The sequence below is a fragment of the Aeromonas sp. FDAARGOS 1405 genome, assembly GCF_019048265.1.
In the GTDB taxonomy this organism is placed as follows: Bacteria; Pseudomonadota; Gammaproteobacteria; order Enterobacterales; family Aeromonadaceae; genus Aeromonas; species Aeromonas veronii_A.
Map to the genome: position 1 here is coordinate 1,576,481 of NZ_CP077311.1, position 20,078 is coordinate 1,596,558.

Here is a 20,078-nt window from a genome sequence, read left to right on the forward strand (position 1 = left end):
TCAGAATGCCCAGAAATACATGAGTGCGATATGGATCAGCACCAGCGTCAGCGCCATCGGTACCTGCACCTTGATCACCTTGTTGAGATCCTTCATCTCCAGCAGGGCGGCGGGCAGGGCGTTGAAGTTGGCGGCCATGGGGGTCATCAGGGTGCCGCAGAAGCCGGCGGTCATCGCCAGCGCACCGGCCACCACCGGGTCACCGCCCTGGGCGATGACGAAGGGGATGCCGATGCCGGCGGTGATGACGGTGAAGGCAGCATAGGCGTTGCCCATGATCATGGTGAAGACCATCATGCCGAGGCAGTAGGCCACCACCCCGACGAAGGGGCTGCCGACCGGCACCACGGTGGAGATCCCGTGGGAGATGACATCGCCCACGCCGGATTTGTTGAAGATCACCCCGAGCGCGGCCAGCAGTTGCGGCAGAATGCCGGTAATGCCGACCTGCTGGATCATCCGGTCGGAGTCACCCACTACGGTAGAGGGGGTGGCACGAGTCAGCAGTACCGTGATGACGAAGGCGATGACCGCCGCCAGACCGATACCGACCTGACCGCCAAGGGGGGTGAACTGGGCGATCACCACCGCCAGCACGGCCAGCAGGATGCAGGGGAGGAAGATCCGGTTGCCGATGCGGCTGGCGTGGCGCTGGGACTCCTCCTCGCTCGCCTGCTCCAGCTTGCCGATCTTCACCTGCTTGAGCAGGGTGATGACCCCCATGGCGAGGATCAGCACGCCATTGATGACATTGGGGATATAGCTGCCGAAGGCAAACAGTACACCCAGAATGGTCCAGAACAGGGCGGTACCGATTTTGGCCGGGTGGCTGGGGTCACGCAGGACGCGCCAGGCGCTGCTGAACAGGATGACGCCGATCAGCACATAAAAGAATTCGAGCATGTTGGGGATGAGGGTCGCCATTATTGTTGCCCCTCCTTGTCGCTGCTCACGGTATATGTCTTGGCCATCTGACGGTCAAACCACATATTGGAAATAGCCACCATCAGCAGGGCGATAATGGCGATCGGCATGGATGCCTTGGCAATATCGACGGCAGAGACGCTATATCCAAGAGATTCAAATGTGCCGACGATCAGCAATACCCCGGCTGAGGCGACGAAGGTATTCTGGGCAAAGAAGTTGCCGTAGTTTTCGGTGGCGGAAACCCGCGCCTTGATATATTCCTCGTCCTCTTCGCTTAATTTGCCGTGCACCTTGGTGGCGGCTGCCTGAGTCATGGGGTTGACCAGCGGACGAATAAATTGGGTGTGACCCTGAACCCGCACCGAGAAGAGACCGGCCAGTTCGCGGATAAACATATAGAGGGTCATGAACTTGCCCGGGGTGAGCTTCTTGATCCGTTCGATCAGGGTGACCGCCTGCTGTTTGAGGCCGTAGCGTTCACAGATGCCGATCATCGGCAGGGTCAGCAGAAACAGTGTCACCATGCGGTTGGAGACGAAGGCTTCCCCCAGCAGGGAGAGGCAATCGGTCATGGAGAGACCGGAGACCAGCGCCGTGGTGACGGCGGCCACCAGTACGACGGCCAGAGTGTCGAGTTTGAAATAAAATCCCAATAAAATAATAAGAATTCCGCTTAATTTAATAAATTCCAATTAATCACCTCGTTAAAGTGAATATTTATATGCATTTGGGGGTGGCCGAGCTGTTTATCATCTGGTTACTGCGATGGCAACAAAAAATCCCCAAAAAGGGATTCGATTGGTTTTCTATTGGGGGTTTTTGCCGGTTTATTGTTCGCTGGTAAATGGTGAGTCCTGCACCGTCCAGGCTATTTTTTGCCCCCTAATCAGTCATTCAGATTATTTTGGGGTGCCTGGCGACAATATTGGGCTGACAATATGATCGCTATTCTCTTCCGTTGGTGGGGGATGGGGATTGTTGCGCAATGTCTATCTGGCAACCGTCAGCGAATGGCTGGGTATGACTGTGGTTGTGCGGAGCTGGGGTGAGGAAAGTGAAAGGGAGAGGCGGAGAGAACCGGTGGCGACGGCATCGCCACCGGTGCTGTCTCAGGGGGTCTGCTTGACCCAAATCAGCTGGTCGGTGGCAAAGCCCAGCGATTTCGCCTTGGCGATCAGCGCATCCACCTTCGCCTTGGGTGGGTTGGGTGAGCGGGAGAGGATCCAGAGGTAGTCGTGGTTGTAGCTGGTCACCAGCGAGAGCTGGTAATCGGGATCAAGCTCGATGACGTTGTAGCCGCCGTAGAAGGGGCCGAAGAAGCTCACCTTGAGCCGCGCCTCGTCCGGGTTGCCGACGAAGTAGGCCTTGCCCTCGGCTTCGCGCCAGCTGCCATCGCTCTGCTTGCCGCGGTTGAGCACCTTGACGCCGCCATCGTCCCGCAGGCTGTAGGTGGCGCTCACCTGCTCCAGCCCCCGCTCGAAGCTGTGGTCGAGGCGGGCGATTTCGTACCAGGTACCGAGATAACGATCGAGCTGGAAGCCGGTAACGGGGCGGATGCCATCGGCAATCCCGGTACAGGCTGTCAGCAGCAAAGCGGTGAACAGGCAAAGCAGTGAACGCATAAGTAATCCCTCTGTTGTTATCCCTCGATGATGCGCAGCTGGCCATCCCGGAAGCGGGAGGCCTGATCCGTCGGCGTGCTGCCGAAGAAGCGCTTGTACTCCCGACTGAACTGGGAGTTGCTCTCGTAACCGACTCTGGCCGCCGCGGTACCCGCCTTGATACCGTCGTGCAGCATCATCATCCGCGCCTTGTGCAGGCGAAACGACTTGATGTACTGCAGCGGCGAGGTGGCAGTGACCGCCTTGAAGTGGTGGTGAAAGGCGGAGACGCTCATGTTCACCTCCCGCGCCAGCTCCTCCATGGTGAGGTTGTCGGCATAACGGGACTCTATCATACGCAGCACCCGGGCGATCTGGCCCACATGGTTGTGGCGATTGGCGAGCGCCTGCAGCGCCGGGCCGCCCCCCTCGGTGAGGGCGTGAAACAGCATCTCCCGCACCGTCTGCGGTCCCAGCACCCTGGCGTGCAGCGGGTTGTCCATCAGCTCGATCAGTCGCTCGGCGGCGCAGAACATGGTTTCCGACAGGGGGACCGAGTGGACGCCGCTCTTTTGTGGCGCGGGGGCAGGCAGGGCATCGCCCAGCTCCAGCAGCAGCTCTTGCAGGGTGACCAGATCGATCTCGATGGTAAAACCGATAAGCGGCTGCTCGGGGGAGGCGAAGCACTCGCACTCGCAGGGCAACGGCAGGGTCATCAGCAGGTAGTGGTTGGGGTCGTAGCGAAACACCTGATCCGCCAGATAACCCACCTTGTGTCCCTGCAGGATAACGATCATCCGCGGTTGGTAGAGCACCGGGGTGCGGCCATGGTGCTCGGTGGTATAGATGAGGTTGACCTGTTTCACCGGTGATGGGGTGATGCCGGGTGCGGTGACGTGGCGGGTCAATCTGGTTGCGAGGTCGCTGTAACGGTTTTGCATGGGCGCTCTTTGATTCGATAGTTCCGGTTTTCGCTGCTTTGTAGAAATAGGCAAGAATCAAGCAGGATGTTGTCTTGATGGTAGGGTTGTTCTGGAGAAAAATGCAATCACGATTTCGCGGCCAGGCCGCCCTGACTATCAGAAGAAGGCAATGTCGATGAACAACTTTACTCTCCATACCCCGACCAAAATCCTGTTCGGCCAAGGGCAGATCGCCCAGCTGCGCGAGCAGCTTCCGAGCGATTCCCGCGTCATGATCACCTACGGTGGTGGCAGCGTGGTACGCAGCGGCTTGTTGGAGCAGATCCGTAACGAGCTGGCCGGCATGACCCTGTTTGAATTTGGCGGCATCGAACCGAACCCGGCCTACGAGACCCTGATGGGCGCCGTGGAGCTGGCCCGTGCCGAGCGGGTCGACTTCCTGCTCGCCGTTGGTGGTGGTTCCGTGCTCGATGGCACCAAGTTTATCGCTGCTGCCGCGCACTACGATCTGGCCAAGGATCCCTGGCACATTCTCGAGACCGTTGGCAGCGAAGTGCGTTCCGCCATCCCGCTCGGCTCAGTGCTGACCCTGCCGGCGACCGGTTCCGAAATGAACATGGGCGCCGTCATCACCCGTCGCAGCAGTGGCGACAAGGTGCACTTCTTCTCTCCGTTCGTGATGCCGCGCTTCGCCGTGCTGGATCCGGTGCTCACCTACACCCTGCCGGAGCGCCAGGTGGCGAACGGGGTGGTGGATGCCTTTGTTCACATCGTGGAGCAGTACCTCACCTATCCGGTCAACGCCAAGGTGCAGGATCGCTTCGCTGAAGGCTTGCTGCTGACCCTGATCGAAGAGGGGCCCAAGGCGCTGGCCGAGCCGCACAACTACGAGGTGCGCGCCAACATCATGTGGAGCGCCACCATGGCGTTGAACGGCCTGATCGGTGCCGGTGTACCACAGGACTGGGCGACCCACATGCTGGGTCACGAGCTGACTGCCCTGCATGGCCTCGACCACGCCCAGACTCTGGCGGTGGTGCTGCCTGCCCTGCTGCAGGCCAAGCGCAAACAGAAACATGCCAAGCTGCTGCAATACGCAGAGCGGGTGTGGGGTCTGAACAGCGGCAGCGAAGCGGAGCGCATCGATGATGCCATCGCCGCGACCCGCGACTTCTTCGAGCGGATGGGGGTCAAGACCCGACTGCGCGACTACGGTCTGAAAGATCTGGGTATCGACACCCTGATCGGCAAGCTGGGTGAGCACGGCATGACCCGTCTGGGCGAGCACAGCGATATCGATCTGGTGCAGAGCCAGCATATTTATGAAGCGGCCTGGTAAGGGCCGCCAATCGGTGCCAAACGGGCGAAACGATTGAATTGCTGGGGCCCTCTCCCGCCTTCTGGCGGCTGAGTGGCCCCGCTTTTGTTGGGAAAATGTTACTTTTCGGCGTTTCGCTGCGAGAAGTGAGACGAAAGCGGATTTCGTAAGAACAAAAAACGCTAAGATAGAGGGCCGGTAAAACATTTTTTTTGACTGGTTGGATCACTTTTTTCAGCCGTTTTTACTGGTATAAGCCTCTAATTTGGTTTGTTTTTTTTAATCGTAGCCAGGGATGGGCTGAATTCTGTACGAGTGCCGTCGGGACTGCGGTTGTAATAAAACTCCAAAATTTGATACTAATCACCTTCGCGCCTGAAAAGCGGGGGCCTGACCATGACAGGAGGTTGAGGTAAAGCCTACTGATTTTCATAACAAAGAGCCCTGGACCTGCACTTTGGTCATGTCTTGTTTCGTCAGAAGTGAGACACTGGGCAGCGATTGTTTATTAACCATCAGGGAATAGTCATGCAGATTGGAATACCGAGAGAGAGTCTCGCCGGTGAGACCCGGGTCGCAGCGACCCCGGCTACCGTCGAGCAGCTGAAAAAGCTCGGCTTCGAGGTCGCCATCGAGACCGGCGCAGGCCTGTCGGCCAGCTTCGATGATGCCGCCTTCGAGGCTGCCGGTGCCAGCGTGGTGCCGAATGTCTGGCAAGCCGACCTTATCTTCAAGGTCAATGCGCCGACCGATGCCGAGATCGCACAAATTAAAGATGGCGCCACTCTGGTGAGCTTCATCTGGCCTGCCCAGAACCCTGAGCTGGTCAAGAAGCTGTCCGAGCGCAACATCAATGTGATGGCGATGGATATGGTGCCGCGGATCTCCCGTGCCCAGTCCCTCGATGCCCTCTCTTCCATGGCCAACATCGGTGGCTATCGCGCCGTGGTTGAAGCTGCGCACCAGTTCGGTCGCTTCTTCACCGGTCAAATCACCGCAGCCGGTAAAGTGCCGCCTGCCAAGGTACTGGTGATCGGTGCCGGCGTAGCCGGTCTGGCCGCCATCGGTACGGCCGGTTCCCTCGGTGCCATCGTGCGTGCGTTCGATACCCGTCTGGAAGTGGCCGAGCAGATCGAATCCATGGGTGGGGAATTCCTCAAGCTGGACTTCGGTGGCGAAGACGGTGCATCCAGCGATGGTTACGCCAAAGTCATGTCCGATGAGTTCATCAAGGCCGAGATGGCGCTGTTCGCCCAGCAGGCCAAAGAGGTGGATATCATCATCACCACCGCCCTGATCCCGGGCAAGCCTGCTCCCAAGCTGATCACCAAAGAGATGGTCGACAGCATGAAGCCGGGCTCCGTCATCGTGGACATGGCCGCTCAGGCTGGCGGCAACTGTGAATACACAGTGCCTGGTGAACTGCATGTCACCGCCAACGGTGTCAAGGTGATCGGTTACACCGATCTGCCGGGCCGTCTGCCTGCCCAATCCTCCCAGCTCTACGGTACCAACCTGGTCAACCTGATGAAGCTGATGTGCAAGGAGAAGGACGGCAACGTTGCCATCGACTTCGAAGACGTGGTTCAGCGCAACATGACGGTGATCCAGGCCGGTGAAGTGACCTTCCCGCCGCCCGCCATCTCCGTCTCTGCCGCCCCGCAGAAACCGGCCGCCGCCAAACCGGCCGCCAAGAAGGAAGAGGCCAAGCCTTCCAACAAGAAGTTCGTGTTCGGTGCCCTCGGCATCGCCGCCTTCGGCTGGATCGCCTCCGTTGCCCCGGCAGCCTTCCTCTCCCACTTCACCGTATTCATCCTGGCCTGTGTGGTCGGTTACTACGTGGTGTGGAACGTCTCTCACGCCCTGCACACGCCGCTGATGTCGGTCACCAATGCCATCTCCGGCATTATCGTGGTCGGTGCCCTGCTGCAGATCGGGCAAGGGTCGACCCTGGTCACCGCGCTGGCGTTCATCGCCGTGCTGATTGCCAGTATCAACATCTTCGGCGGTTTCACCGTCACTCAGCGCATGCTGAAGATGTTCCGTAAGGATTAAGGGGGTTTAACGTGTCTCAAGGACTGGTAACAGCATCCTATATCGTTGCCGCCGTGCTCTTCATCCTCAGTCTCGCGGGACTGTCGAAGCAAGAAACGGCCAAGCATGGCAACCTGTTCGGTATCGCGGGTATGGCTATCGCCCTACTCGCCACCGTATTCAACCCGGAGACCAGTGGCGTTCACTGGATCATTCTGGCCATGGTGATCGGCGGTGCCATCGGCGTGCGTCTGGCGCTCAAGGTCGAAATGACCGAGATGCCCGAGCTGGTGGCCGTGCTGCACAGCTTCGTGGGTATGGCGGCAGTGCTGGTGGGCTTCAACAGCTTCATCGATCTGCACCCCTCTGCACCTGCTGAGGTCGTCGTCTCCGTCGGTTCCAATCTGGATGCCACCCTGGCAGCCGCCCGTGCGGCGTTCGAGCAGGCCAACAGCGTTGCTCAGGTCGAGCACCTGACCGGCGCCATGCTGAACATCCATCTGGTCGAGATCTTCCTGGGCGTCTTCATCGGTGCCGTAACCTTTACCGGTTCCGTGGTTGCCTTCGGCAAACTGCGCGGTCTGATCTCCTCCAAGCCGCTGATGCTGCCGCACCGCCACAAGCTGAACCTGCTGGCCGTGGTCGCCTCTTTGGCCCTGATGGTCTACTTCGTCAACGCCGGTGGCTCCACCTTCGCTCTGCTGGTGATGACCCTGATCGCCTTCGCCTTCGGCTGGCATCTGGTTGCCTCCATCGGTGGTGCCGACATGCCGGTCGTGGTCTCCATGCTGAACTCCTACTCCGGTTGGGCAGCAGCAGCGGCGGGCTTCATGCTCTCCAATGACCTGCTGATCGTCACCGGTGCGCTGGTGGGTTCCTCCGGTGCCATCCTCTCTTACATCATGTGCAAGGCGATGAACCGCTCCTTCATCTCCGTGATCGCCGGTGGCTTCGGCTCCGATGGCGTGGCCTCCACGGCTGATCAGGAGATGGGCGAATACCGCGAAACCAGCGCCGAGGAAGTGGCTGACCTGCTGAAGAACTCCAGCTCCGTCATCATCACCCCGGGCTACGGTATGGCGGTGGCACAGGCTCAGTATCCGGTTGCCGAGATCACCCAGAAGCTGCGTGACCGCGGCGTCAAGGTGCGCTTCGGTATCCACCCGGTTGCCGGTCGTCTGCCTGGCCACATGAACGTGCTGCTGGCGGAAGCGAAAGTCCCGTATGACATTGTGCTGGAAATGGACGAGATCAACGAGGACTTCGCCGATACCGACACCGTGCTGGTGATCGGTGCCAACGACACCGTCAACCCGGCCGCGATGGAAGATCCGGGCAGCCCGATCGCCGGTATGCCGGTGCTGGAAGTGTGGAAAGCGCAGAATGTCATCGGCTTCAAGCGCTCCATGAACACTGGCTACGCCGGTGTCCAGAACCCGCTGTTCTTCAAGGAAAATACCCAGATGCTGTTTGGCGATGCCAAGGCCAGCGTCGAGGCAATCCTGAAAGCACTGTAAGTGCCATTCAGAGAGTGGATATCAAGGAGGCTTCGGCCTCCTTTTTTATTGCCCATCCCTTGTATATCCTCAATCCATACGGACCATGAGGGATCTCCATGATGTGGTGTCAGGGTTGGCGAAGGATCGGGTGGTACGGCTGGCTGCTGGCATCTCTTCTCGTCGGTGGCATGGCTATGGCTCATGACAAGCCGACCCTGACCATATTGACAGAACTGTGGCCTCCCTATGTGATGCACAGCGACAAGGGGGAGCTGGTGGGCGCAGATCTCGAGCTGGCTCGCACCGTGCTGCAGCAGCTCGGCTATCGCACCGAGGTGAAGGTGCTGCCATGGAAGCGGGTGTTGCAACAGGCCCGCCTCGGGCAGGGGGATGCGGTACTCGACGTCTTCTATAACAAGGATCGCCAAGAGTGGCTCCACTATCCCGAAGAGCCGCTCTCTCGTAGTGGCGAAGTGCTCTTCTATCCGGTGGATCGTCCGGTGAAATTCGAGCAATTATCCGACCTCAAGGGGTTGCGGATCGGCATTCAGGCCGACTATGCCTACAGCCCCGATTTTCTGGCCGATGAAGGGGTGATCAGGGTCGCCATGACGGGCGATGGCAAGATGGTCAAGCAGTTGCATCTGATGATGGCCGGCCGACTGGATGGTGTCGTGCTCAATGAACAAGTTGGTCGTTATCTGCTGCGTACCCAGGGGCTGCAGGATCAGGTGTTCAATGGTCGCCGCCTGCTGACCGACGATAACCGCAACTTTCTCGGATTTACCCACAAGCCCGGCCATGACCAGTTGGCGAGGCGCTTCTCGGCCGCCTTGAAACAGTTCAAGCAGACCCCGGCCTACCAGCAGCTGCTGGCCCGCTATCATCTCTAGGTGACTCCATCGTCTGTGCGTTGCATCACAAATTGTCGCGCTTTGTTAAAAGACGGGCATAATGGCGCTAAAAAAGCGATGTTGCGCAACTTAATTTGATTTTATTGATATTAGAATCAAATTAAGTTGATTTGCATGGGGCAGTCATCAGACGGCCACCTCTCTCGCGACGCCTTGGCGACGCGCTCCTGCTTGATGTTGATCCCGTGTCACCCTTTTTTGCCATGCTGTTGCCTGTGGCGATGACAGGCATTGCGCCACCAAGATGAGAATGCACAGATGAAACCACAATGGACCGACTTTATTACCCTGCTCAAGCGTGAAGTGGTGCCGGCACTGGGCTGTACCGAGCCGATGTCGGTGGCGCTGGCAGCGGCCAACTGCCGCAAGCTGCTGGGGGAGACCCCGACCCGCATCAGCGTCTGGGTCAGTGGCAATCTGTTCAAGAACGGCATGGGGGTCGGGGTGCCGGGTACCGGCATGATCGGTTTGCCGGTGGCCGCTGCGGTCGGCATCACCGGCGGCAATCCCGATGCCGGGCTGGAGGTGCTCAAGACCCTCACACCAGAACAGGTGGAAGCGGCCAAGGCATTGCTGCCGGTCATCAAGGTGGATGTGAAGGATGTGCCTGACGTGCTCTACGCCGAGGTGCTGGCCGAAGTGGAGGGCCATAGCGCCCGGGTGGTGATCTGTACCGACCACACCCGCATCATCCTGATGGAGAAGGATGGCGAGGTTCTGATGGAGCAGGCCAGTGCCCCCGGCGTGCAGATCCAGCCAGCCAAATCCGCCAAACCGGCCATGACCCTGCGGGAGATCGTCGATTTTGCATTGGAAGTGCCGCTGGCGGAGATCGACTTTATCCGCGAGGCCGCCACCATGAATCAGGCGCTGGCGGACGAAGGGTTGCAGGGTTACGGCCTGAAGATCGGCAAGATCCTCACCGAGCAGGTGGAGCGCAAGCTGCTCTCCGATGACCTGATGACCCTGGCGATGCGCCTCTCCTCCGCTGCCTCCGATGCGCGGATGGATGGTGCCATGCTGCCCGCCATGTCCAACTCCGGTTCCGGCAATCAGGGCATTGCCGCCACCATGCCTGTGGTCGCGGCTGCCCGCTTCCTCAAGGCGAGCGACGAGCAGCTGACCCGGGCACTGGTGATGAGCCATCTGGTGGCCATCTACATCAAGACCTATCAGAACAAGCTGTCGGCCCTCTGTGCCGCCAGTACCGCCGCCATGGGGGCCGGTGCCGCCATCACCTGGCTGCTGGGCGGCCAGTATCAGCAGATCAGCCACTGCATCAACAACATGATTGGCGATGTCTCCGGCATCATCTGTGACGGCGCCGGCAGCGCCTGCTCCATGAAGGTCTCTACCTCCACCTCGGCGGCGGTGAAATCCTCCCTGATGGCCATCAACAATCTGCATGTGCCCCAGAGCGAGGGGATCGTCTCCGACGATGTGGACCAGACCATCGCCAATCTGGGCCGCCTCTCCAAAGAGGGGATGCTGGATACCGACATCGAAATCATCAACATCATGCGAGCGAAACAGCAGAAGCAGTGAATCTGTGACAAGGGGGCGATAGACCCCCTTGTTCTTGTCACGACGGCGCAGACCGTCTGACACGGTTGCCAGGGCAAGCATGGCGCTTGCTCTTGTTTCTCGGGCGCAAGCCCGCTTTTTGGGGAGTCATACCATGACATTTAGCGTTATCGGCAATCTGGCCATCGCCGCCATCTTGCTGTTCTTTCTCTACCGGTTACAGGAAAAACATGTGAGCTTCACCCGCCGGGTATTTGCCGGTCTGGGGCTCGGTATTCTGTTCGGCGCCGCGTTGCAACTGCTTTACGGTGCAGGTTCGCCCGTCATTGTTCAGACCATCGACTATCTGGATATCGTGGGTAGCGGCTATGTGAAGCTGCTGCAGATGATCATCATCCCGCTGATCATGGTCTCCATCATCAGCGCTATCTTGAAGCTCAATGGTGGCACTGCGCTGGGCAAGATCAGCGCCATGACCATAGGCGTGCTAATCTTCACCACCGCCATCGCCGCCGGGGCGGGCATCCTGATGTCCAACCTGTTTGGCCTGACTGCTGAAGGGCTCACCTCCGGTGCCGCCGAGAGCGCCCGGGGCGCCGCGCTGCAGACCACCCTCGGCAGCGTCGAGAGCATGTCTTTCGCCAAGATGATGCTGGAGTTCATTCCCTCCAACCCCTTCCTCGACATGACCGGGGCGCGCAAGACCTCCACCATCGCCGTGGTGATCTTCTCCATCTTCATTGGCCTCTCAGCTACCGGCATCGCCCGCAAGAAGGCGGAGATCTTCGCCAGCTTCAGCCACTTCGTGGCCGTGGCTCATGCCATCGTGATGCGAATGGTGACCCTGGTGCTGCGCCTGACCCCGTTTGGCGTACTGGCGCTGATGACCAAGGTGGTCTCCGGCTCCAACTATGCTGACATCCTCAACCTGCTCAGCTTTGTGATGGCCTCTTACGGCGCTATCGCCATCATGTTTGTCGTGCACCTGCTGCTGGTGAGCATGGTCGGCATCAACCCGCTGCGCTTCCTCAAGAAGATCACGCCGGTGCTGGCGTTTGCCTTCACCTCGCGCACCAGTGCGGGCTCCATCCCGATGAACGTGCAGACCCAGACCAAGTCGCTGGGTATTCCTGAGGGGATCGCCAACTTCGCCGCCTCCTTCGGTTCCACCATCGGCCAGAACGGCTGCGCCGGTATCTATCCGGCCATGCTGGCCGTGATGATTGCGCCGACCGTCGGGGTTAACCCGATGGATCCCGGCTTTATCATGACCCTGATCGCCATCATCACAGTCAGCTCCTTCGGGGTGGCCGGGATTGGCGGTGGCGCCACCTTTGCCGCGCTGATCGTGCTCTCCGCGCTGGACTTCCCGGTGGCGCTGGCCGGTCTGCTTATCTCCATCGAGCCGCTGATCGACATGGGCCGTACCGCGCTCAACGTTTCCGGCTCCATCACCGCAGGGACGGTCACCAGCCGCCTGATGGGCGAGACCGACATGCATGTGTTCAACAGCGATCACGAAGTGAGTCTGGACGGCGAAGAGTCCACCGTCTGATTTGCTGTCGGTTGATCTGCCCGTGGAAAGGGGTGACTCTTTCCCGTCATAGACCGCAGGGAGGGCATGCCCTCCCTGCGCCATCGAGAGGAAAAACTATGAGAATTCTGATCATCGGTGGCGAAGCCGCCGGTATGAGTGCGGCGGCCAAGGCACGCCGTCTGGCCATCGATGCCGAAATCGTGGTGTATGAGGCCTCCGAGGTGATCTCCTTTGGTGCCTGCGGCCTGCCTTACTTCGTCGGTGACGAGTTTCAGGAGCCCGGTTACATGGCCGAGTTCACCCCCGAGCAGTTCGCCGCCAAGGGGATCGAGGTCAAGATTGGCCATCGGGTGCTGAGCGTTGACGCAACTGCCCAGACCTTGGTGGTGGAGCATAACGGCGACACCTTCACCGATCGCTACGACCGGCTGATGATCGCCACCGGTGCCCGCGAAGTGATGCCCCCCATCCCCGGTTTGCAGCAGCAAGGGGTATTCGGTCTGCGCCGGATGGCCGATGGGTTGGCATTGAAGGCGGCGGTGCAAGACAAGAACAATCGCCGCGCCGTGGTGATCGGCTCCGGCTTTATCGGGCTGGAAGTGGTCGAGGCGCTGGTCCATCAGGGTAAAGAGGTGCGTCTCATCGAACTGACGGATCGAGTCATCCCCGATGCGTTTGATGGCGAGATCACCCAGCACATCGAAACAGAACTGCGCGAGCAGGGGGTATCTCTCCATCTGGGTGAGCGAGTTGAAGCACTGCTGGGGGATGGTCGGGTGACCGGCGTGCGCACCAGCCAGGGCGAGTACGAGGCCGATATCGTGGTGGTCTGCACCGGGGTGAAGCCCAACACCGAGTTTCTGGCTAATACCGGCATCGAGCGGCTCGGCAATGGTGCCATCAAGGTGGACCGTCAGGGGCGCAGCTCGCTGGCCAACGTCTGGTCGGCCGGCGACTGTGCCAGCGTCTGGCACAGCGTAAAGCAGCAGCAGGTCTATGTACCGCTCGCCACCATCGCCAACAAGCTGGGGCGCATGGTGGGTGAGAACCTGGCCGGGGCCGAGCAGGAGTTCCCGGGTACCCTCGGTTCTGCGGCGCTCAAGGTGTTGGGGCTGGAGGCGGGCCGTACCGGCCTCTCCGAGCAGGAAGCCAAGGCGATGGGCATCGACTATCGCACCGTGGTGATCAAGGACAAGTGCCACACCAACTACTGCCCGGGTCAGTCCGACATTCACGTCAAGCTGGTCTACGAGGCGGGCAGCAAGCGGCTGCTGGGCGGCCAGATCCTCGGTCGCAAGGGGGCGGTACACCGCATTGACGCTCTGGCGGTGGCCATCACCATGGGGGTGACCACCGAGCAGCTCGGCATGCTGGACTTTGCCTACGCGCCGCCCTTCTCCCGCACTTGGGATGCCCTGAACGTGGCGGGCAACGTCGCGAAGTAACAGGCGCTGGTCAGGCGGAAAATGAGAAGAGGCGGCACAGGGGGCCGCCTCTTCTTTTTGTTTAAAGCTGCCTCAGGGATTGGCAGGGGGATCTTGCCGCTCCGGCTTGCCTGTCGCCGGTTTGCTGCCGACCAGCACTGCGCCGAAGAAGATAAGCGCAACGCCTGCCGCCTTGCTCGCCACCAGCGGTTCGGCAAAGGCCGGCATGCTCACCGCCAGCAGATAGACCAGCCCGTAACTGGTGCTGAGCAGCGGGTAGGCGATATTGAGCGGCGTCGAGTGCAGCGCCGCCAGCCAGCAGAGCAGCGACAGCCCGTAGCAGAGGATGCCGATGGCGATGGTGAGGAGCGGCAGGGGGTGAGCCAGCATCACGGCGGGATCGGCTTGCCACTCAGGGAGGCTGATTGCCCCCCACTTCATGCAGAGTTGCGCCACCGTCACCAGCACTATGCTGCCCAGTACGTAGAGATAACCCTTCATAGCAGACCTCCCAACAACAGGGCGCCGACGATGATGGCGGCAGCCCCCAGCCAGTTGCGGCTGCTCACCGGCTCGCGGAAAAAGAGGCGCGAGCCGAGCATCACCAGCACCAGATTGAGGCTGAGCATGGGGTAGGCCATGCTCAGTGGCAGCCGCTGTAGCAGGTAGATCCAGAGCAGCATACCGCTGCCAAGGGCTGCAACGCTCCCCAGCAACCAGGGGGAAGCGAGCTTCTGCCAGTGGTCGTGCGGTGTGCGTTGCCAGCTGATGACCGCCTGCTTTTGCAGCATCTGTCCCGCACTGGTGAGGAGGCTGACCAGCAGGAGGAGCAGGATATCCATCAGCGACTCCCGTGGTAGACGAGCAGAGTGAAGCGGTGACTGCGGATGGTCTGGTCTGCCGGAGGCAGCGCAGCGATCTCCTCGTCATCATTGGTGCGCAGCAACAGGGCTAACTGCCCCTTCTTGCGTGCCTGTGCCAGCCAGTTCGGGAACTCCTCTTGCGTGATGTAGCGCCCCTTGCCATCGGGATAGTCAAGGCCATATCTCAGCTCACCCATGCTATCGAGCAGGTTGACCTCGCTGCGTTTGGTCTCCCAGGCGATGGAGGAGGCGGTACCCACCTCGTTGGCCAGCAGGGTGTGGGACTCCATCAGGATCTCCCGGTTGGCCTTGATGAAGTGCTCCGGCAGTTTGGAGTCCACCAGCGATAACGGCAGCGCCAGCGGCAGGGCGATGGCCAGCACCATGGGACAGAATGCACTCAGCTGCCAGCTACGGGCGGGGGCTACCAGCTGGATAAAGCCAAGCAGCGACCAGCCGACGAAGATGGCCATGGCGATGGCCAGCTTGCCCATCTCGTGGCGGCCGTAGACCGCATGTTGCGGCGAGAAGGCCAGTACCGCCAGCACTCCCACGCAGATCAGGCCAAACAGGCCGTTGATCCAGGCGTTGAGGCGAAATGGCTGATCCCGTCCCTCCTTCAGGGCATTGACCGCGCTGTTGGCGAGCAGGATGGCCAGCGGGGCGAAGCAGGGCAGAATATAGGTGAGCAGCTTGCCCTTGGCGATGCTGAAGAAGATGAAGGGCAGTACCAGCCAGACCAGCAAATAGAGAGTCTGCGGACCTACCTTGCGCTCCTGCCACCCTTGTCGGAATGCTCCCGGCAGTAGTCCCAGCCAGGGCAGGGTGCCGAGCAGTCCCATCGGCAGGTAGTACCAGAAGGGGGATTTGTGTTGGGCATCTTCCGAGGCGAAACGCTGGATGTGCTCAATCCAGAAGAAGTAGTGCCAGTAGTCCGGCTCCCGCTGATGAATGGCGATGGCCCAGGGGGCGGCCAGCAGGGCGGCGCTCAGGATGGCCAGCGGCCCGAAGCGCACCAGCTCGAGCAGGCGTCCCTGGGTCAGCATATATGGGACAAGTACGATTACCGGCACCGCCAGCGCGATAAAGCCCTTGGTGAGGAAACCCATACCGCAGGCGAGACCAAATAGCAGATAGCCCGCCATCCTGCGACCGGGTGGCCCCTCCTGCCGGATGAGGTAGAAGCTCACCATGGCGGCGTTGAGCCAGAGGGTCACCATGGCATCCAGCACACTGTAGGTGCCGATGCCGTAGACAATCAGGGTCGAGAGATAGATGAGGCTGGCGAACCACGCCTTGCGCCGGCACTGCCAGAGCTGGAGGGTAAACCAGAAGACCAGCAACGCGCTCAGCCCGGTCGAGGCGGCTGAGGCGAAGCGGACGGCAAAGTTGCTCTCGCCGAACATCAGCTGGCTGAGGCTGTTGAACCAGTAACCGGCGATGGGTTTCTCGAAGTAGCGCAGGCCGAGGAAGTGGGGCACCACCCAGTCACCCGTGGTGAGCATCTCCCGGCTGATTTCGGCGTAACGGTTTTCGTCCGGGCTCCACAGCATCCGCTGGTTGAGCGGCAGCAGGTAAAAGAGCAGAAAGAAAAGGGGCAGGGCCCATCGGGTCATCTTCATGAGATCCTCGGTTGCAATCTGGTGAGCGGGTTCATGGGGCTGCCTTGCAGCCGAGCCACCCTTCGCGTCCCGGCAGGGTGCCGCGCAGCAGATGACCGGTCGGCAGTTGAGTCGGGTCGGACGGGAGCAGCTCGCCAAGGGGGACGAAGCGGATACCACGCGCTTTGGCCTCACCGAGCAGGGCATCGAACTGATCCGCCATGACGATCCCCTCCACCTCGGCGTGGATGGTGTAGACATGGGGTCCCGGTTGCGGTGTCGCGCTCAGCTGCTCCAGCAGGAAATGGTTGAAACCGTCGACCGTCACCTGATGCCCCACCACCTCGTCGAAGGTGGGCAGGTTGACCGGGATCTGCGGGGTGCCGGGCCGTCCATCCTCCAGAATGGGGCGGAACAGGCCGCAGCCGCGGCAGTCGCTGTTGTAGCGAAAGCCGAACTGCTCCTTGGCTTGGGTGGTGAGAGGATCGGCCCGCCAGCCGGCGGCGGCGGAGCAATCCACCGCGTGCCCCAGGATCTCGCTCAGGGCATCGACTCCGAGCCGGGTCTGGCGGATCAGCTCGGCCTCGTTCCAGCGACCGGTGTTGGCCTGCCAGCCGTGGTGATCCCAGGCGTGCAGCCCCACCTCGTGACGGGCGCTGTCGGTGTCGCGCATCAGGGAGCCCAGCTCTCTGCCGATAGGCTTGCCGGGCCAGGCGGTGCCGGCCAGCAGGATATCGAGCCCATACAGAGATGCTGCGTTGGAGTGCAGCATCTTGAGCAGGAAGCGGGGCTTGAGCAGGCGCCACAGGTGGCGCCCCATGTTGTCGGGACCGACCGAGAAGAAGAAACTCCCCTTCACCTGATGCCGGTCGAGCAACTGCAGCAGGCGGGGAACCCCGTCACGGGTCCCCCTGAAGGTATCGACGTCGATCCGCAGACCCACCTCAGTCATGCTCGACTCCTGTGGTGACCGCCCCTTGCAGGAAGAAGTCCAGCGTCTTGCCGATGGTCTCTTCCATCTCGATGGTCGGTTCCCAGTCGATCAGCTTGCGGGCATTACGGATGCTCGGACGACGGTGGGAGACATCCTGATAGCCGTCGCCATAGAAGGACTTGCTCTCCACCAGCTTGAAGCCGGCGAACGGCGGGAAGTGGTCGCGCAGCGGGTGGGCATCGAATTTGGCGAGCAGCACCTCCGCCATCTCGCGAATGCTCGCCTCGTTATCCGGGTTGCCGATGTTGATGATCTGGCCGTTGCAGCGATTGCCCCTGTTTTCGACGATGCGGAACAGGGCTTCAATGCCATCCTCGATATCGGTGAAGCAGCGTTTCTGGGCGCCGCCATCCACCAGCTGGATCGGGGTGCCGTCCACCAGATTGAGGATCAGTTGGGTGATGGCGCGGGAACTGCCGATGCGGGCAGAGTCCAGGCTGTCGAGGCGTGGGCCCATCCAGTTGAAGGGACGGAACAGTGTGAAGTTGAGCCCCTCTTTTTTGCCGTAGGCCCAGATCACCCTATCCAGCAGCTGCTTGGAGACCGAGTAGATCCAGCGCTGTTTGTTGATGGGGCCGACGATGAGGCGGGATTCATCTTCGTCGAAGCTGTGGTCGTCGCACATCCCGTACACCTCGGAGGTGGAGGGGAAGATGATGCGCTTGTGGTACTTGACGCAGTAGCGGACGATCTTGAGGTTCTCTTCAAAGTCGAGTTCGAACACCCGCAGCGGGTTGCGGGTGTACTCGATGGGGGTGGCGATGGCCACCAGCGGCAGGATCACGTCGCACTTCTTGATGTGGTACTCGATCCACTCGGTGTGGATGCTGATGTCCCCCTCCACGAAGTGGAAGTGGGGGTGGCCGATGAAGCGTTCCACTGCGCTGGAGCCGATGTCGAGGCCATAGACCTCGTAGCCGCCATCCTTGAGCAGGCGCTCGGTCAGGTGGTTGCCGATAAAGCCGTTGACGCCGAGGATCAGCACTCGGGTCAGGCGCGCCTTGCGCAGGGCATTGCTCGCCTTGGCGCCGATCTTCATCCCTTCGACCAGCCCCAGTTCGCGGGCAAGTTGGGCACCGCGTACATAAAGTCCCCCTTCGGCCTGGCCGGTCAGGATCTCCAGCACCCCCTCACCACAGGCCACCCGCAGCGGGTCGTGGGAGAGAATGGTGCCCGGCTGCTGGTCGCTCTGGATCGCCAGCGGCTTTGCCTGCCAGACCGTCAGCTTGCGATCACCGGCGAAGCTGAAGGCTCCCGGGTAGGGCTGGGTAACGGCACGTACCAGGTTATAGAGATCCCTAGCGGGCTTATCCCAGTGCAGTTCGCCATCGGCCGGGGTGCGGCGACCATAGTAGCTTGCCTTGCTCTCGTCCTGCGGGGTGAAGGTGGCGTCACCGCGCTTGAGTTTGACCAGCTCCCCTTCCAGCAGGGCGCGGGCTGCCTGGCGCATCTTGCCATGCAGGGTCAGCGCGGTGTCATCGTGGGCAATGGTTACTGCCTGTTGGGCAAGGATATCGCCGGCATCGGCACGGGCTGTCATCCGGTGCAGGGTCATGCCGGTTTCGCGTTCGCCGTTGACCAGACACCAGTTGATGGGCGCCCGGCCACGATAGGCAGGCAGCAGGGATCCATGCAGATTGAAGGCCCCGACGGTCGGGATATCGAGGAGTTCCTGCTTGAGCAGGTTGCGGTAGTAGAAGGAGAAGATGGCCTCGGGCGCCAGTTCGCGGATACGCTCGACCCAGAGCGGGTGGTTCACGTCTTCGGGAGAGAAGACCGGCAGGTCGTGATCGGCACAGAGTTGGGCGACCGAGTCGAAGAAGCGGTTCTCGCCCGGATCGTCGGCATGGGTAAAGACCGCCTGGATCTGGTAGCCGGCCTGAAGCAGGGACTCGATACCGGTGCAGCCGATATCGTGATAGGCAAAGACGACAACGTTCATGATTGAGTTTCCTGTTGCGAAGCATCCGGGGTGGAGCGAACGATTTGGTGAATGAAGTAGCGGGGACGGGCGCGCACATCGGTATACATTCGGCCTATGTACTCACCCAGCAGTCCCATCCCGATCAGCTGTACGCCGACAAAGGTGAAGAGAATGGCAAACAGGGTGAAGACGCCATCTGCTGCCCAGTCGGCACCCAGTAACAGGCGCAGCAGCAGCAGCAGGATCGAGAAGATGAAGCCGATCCCCGCCACCACGCTGCCGACGATGCTGAGCAGGCGTAGCGGGGCCGTGGTCATGCAGGTGACCAGGTCGTACATCAGGTTGATAAGGTGCATCAGGCCGTATTTGGATTCGCCGTGGGCCCGCTCGGCGTGGCCCACCTCCAGCTCTGTGGTACGGCGGGCAAAGCTGTTGGCTAGGATGGGGATGAAGGTGCTGCGCTCCTGACAGCAGAGCATGGCGTCGATGATGTGGCGGCGATAGGCACGCAGCATGCAGCCGTAGTCGCTCATCTGGACGCCGGTGGCCCGCTGTACCGACTTGTTGATAAAGCGGGAGGCTGTTTTGCGAAACCAGGAGTCCTGCCGGTTGCGGCGGATGGTACCGACCACGTCATACCCTTCCATGGCGCTGGCGACCAGCCGCGGGATCTCTTCCGGCGGGTTCTGCAGATCGGCATCCAGGGTGATCACCAGATCCCCTGTTGCCGTCTCGAAGCCGGCCATGATGGCGGCATGCTGGCCATAGTTGCGGTTGAGCAGCACGGCGACCAGCTTGCTCCCTTCGCGATTGGCGGCTTCGCTGATGATGGTGGCGGATCGGTCATTGCTGCCGTCGTCGATCAGGATCACTTCGTAATCCTGGCTCAGCTGCTCGCAGGTGTCGGTCACCCGTTGCAGCAGTTCCGGCAGGCTCGCCTCCTCGTTGTAGATGGGGATGATGACTGAGACCCGTTTGATGTCGTTATGGTTCAC

17 protein-coding genes are annotated in these 20,078 nt (G+C 60.7%); 7 read left to right on the plus strand and 10 right to left on the minus strand.

Going from position 1 to position 20,078, the window contains the following annotated elements; genetic code table 11:
• The 4 genes from I6L35_RS07425 to I6L35_RS07440 form a co-directional block, all read right to left on the minus strand.
• Nucleotides 1-924, minus strand: coding sequence for a DUF979 domain-containing protein (locus I6L35_RS07425; RefSeq protein WP_216952266.1), 924 nt, complete (start codon nt 922-924; stop codon nt 1-3).
• Nucleotides 924-1,580, minus strand: coding sequence for a DUF969 domain-containing protein (locus I6L35_RS07430; protein ID WP_198284053.1), 657 nt, complete (start codon nt 1,578-1,580; stop codon nt 924-926). The genes I6L35_RS07425 and I6L35_RS07430 overlap by 1 nt, the downstream gene beginning before the upstream one ends.
• 456 nt (nt 1,581-2,036) lie before the next feature.
• The gene (locus I6L35_RS07435) at nt 2,037-2,549 is read right to left on the minus strand and encodes a lipocalin family protein (protein ID WP_216979911.1); all 513 of its coding nucleotides are present in this window, start codon (nt 2,547-2,549) and stop codon (nt 2,037-2,039) included.
• Nucleotides 2,550-2,566: 17 nt separating this feature from the next.
• The gene (locus I6L35_RS07440) at nt 2,567-3,469 is read right to left on the minus strand and encodes an AraC family transcriptional regulator (protein ID WP_005339751.1); all 903 of its coding nucleotides are present in this window, start codon (nt 3,467-3,469) and stop codon (nt 2,567-2,569) included.
• Between the two features lie 157 nt (nt 3,470-3,626).
• Between I6L35_RS07440 and yqhD the strand changes: the two genes are divergently transcribed.
• From yqhD to I6L35_RS07475, 7 genes are all read left to right on the plus strand, one after another.
• Complete coding sequence (yqhD, locus tag I6L35_RS07445) at nt 3,627-4,790, plus strand: alcohol dehydrogenase (RefSeq protein ID WP_216979912.1); 1,164 nt, start codon at nt 3,627-3,629, stop codon at nt 4,788-4,790.
• 507 nt (nt 4,791-5,297) lie between these two features.
• Nucleotides 5,298-6,824 (plus strand): Re/Si-specific NAD(P)(+) transhydrogenase subunit alpha, encoded by a 1,527-nt coding sequence (gene pntA / locus I6L35_RS07450; RefSeq protein ID WP_005339757.1) that lies wholly within the window; start codon nt 5,298-5,300, stop codon nt 6,822-6,824.
• 11 nt (nt 6,825-6,835) lie between these two features.
• Complete coding sequence (gene pntB, locus I6L35_RS07455; RefSeq protein WP_069526987.1) at nt 6,836-8,320, plus strand: Re/Si-specific NAD(P)(+) transhydrogenase subunit beta; 1,485 nt, start codon at nt 6,836-6,838, stop codon at nt 8,318-8,320.
• A 98-nt stretch (nt 8,321-8,418) separates the two neighbouring features.
• Nucleotides 8,419-9,195: an ABC transporter substrate-binding protein gene (locus I6L35_RS07460; RefSeq protein WP_047440371.1), complete on the plus strand. Its 777-nt coding sequence runs from the start codon at nt 8,419-8,421 to the stop codon at nt 9,193-9,195.
• Nucleotides 9,196-9,474: 279 nt separating this feature from the next.
• Nucleotides 9,475-10,761 (plus strand): serine dehydratase subunit alpha family protein, encoded by a 1,287-nt coding sequence (locus I6L35_RS07465; protein WP_167557412.1) that lies wholly within the window; start codon nt 9,475-9,477, stop codon nt 10,759-10,761.
• Between the two features lie 133 nt (nt 10,762-10,894).
• Nucleotides 10,895-12,295, plus strand: coding sequence for an L-cystine transporter (locus tag I6L35_RS07470; RefSeq protein ID WP_216979913.1), 1,401 nt, complete (start codon nt 10,895-10,897; stop codon nt 12,293-12,295).
• A 98-nt stretch (nt 12,296-12,393) separates the two neighbouring features.
• The gene (locus tag I6L35_RS07475) at nt 12,394-13,722 is read left to right on the plus strand and encodes a CoA-disulfide reductase (RefSeq protein WP_216979914.1); all 1,329 of its coding nucleotides are present in this window, start codon (nt 12,394-12,396) and stop codon (nt 13,720-13,722) included.
• A 72-nt stretch (nt 13,723-13,794) separates the two neighbouring features.
• Here the strand turns inward: I6L35_RS07475 and arnF are convergent, their stop codons facing one another.
• From arnF to arnC, 6 genes are read right to left on the minus strand one after another with little or no spacing between them, the layout of a single operon-like run.
• Entirely contained in the window at nt 13,795-14,202 is a 408-nt protein-coding gene (arnF, locus tag I6L35_RS07480) for a 4-amino-4-deoxy-L-arabinose-phosphoundecaprenol flippase subunit ArnF (protein ID WP_216979915.1), read from the minus strand.
• Nucleotides 14,199-14,543 carry an EamA family transporter gene (locus tag I6L35_RS07485; protein WP_216979916.1) on the minus strand — a complete coding sequence of 115 codons (345 nt, stop codon included), beginning with the start codon at nt 14,541-14,543 and terminating at the stop codon, nt 14,199-14,201. The genes arnF and I6L35_RS07485 overlap by 4 nt, the downstream gene beginning before the upstream one ends.
• Entirely contained in the window at nt 14,543-16,186 is a 1,644-nt protein-coding gene (gene arnT / locus I6L35_RS07490; RefSeq protein WP_216979917.1) for a lipid IV(A) 4-amino-4-deoxy-L-arabinosyltransferase, read from the minus strand. Before arnT ends, I6L35_RS07485 begins: the two co-directional genes overlap by 1 nt.
• A gap of 31 nt (nt 16,187-16,217) precedes the next feature.
• Complete coding sequence (arnD, locus tag I6L35_RS07495; RefSeq protein ID WP_216979918.1) at nt 16,218-17,117, minus strand: 4-deoxy-4-formamido-L-arabinose-phosphoundecaprenol deformylase; 900 nt, start codon at nt 17,115-17,117, stop codon at nt 16,218-16,220.
• Nucleotides 17,110-19,101 carry a bifunctional UDP-4-amino-4-deoxy-L-arabinose formyltransferase/UDP-glucuronic acid oxidase ArnA gene (gene arnA / locus I6L35_RS07500; RefSeq protein WP_216979919.1) on the minus strand — a complete coding sequence of 664 codons (1,992 nt, stop codon included), beginning with the start codon at nt 19,099-19,101 and terminating at the stop codon, nt 17,110-17,112. The genes arnD and arnA overlap by 8 nt, the downstream gene beginning before the upstream one ends.
• Nucleotides 19,098-20,078 (minus strand): undecaprenyl-phosphate 4-deoxy-4-formamido-L-arabinose transferase, encoded by a 981-nt coding sequence (gene arnC, locus I6L35_RS07505; protein WP_216979920.1) that lies wholly within the window; start codon nt 20,076-20,078, stop codon nt 19,098-19,100. The genes arnA and arnC overlap by 4 nt, the downstream gene beginning before the upstream one ends.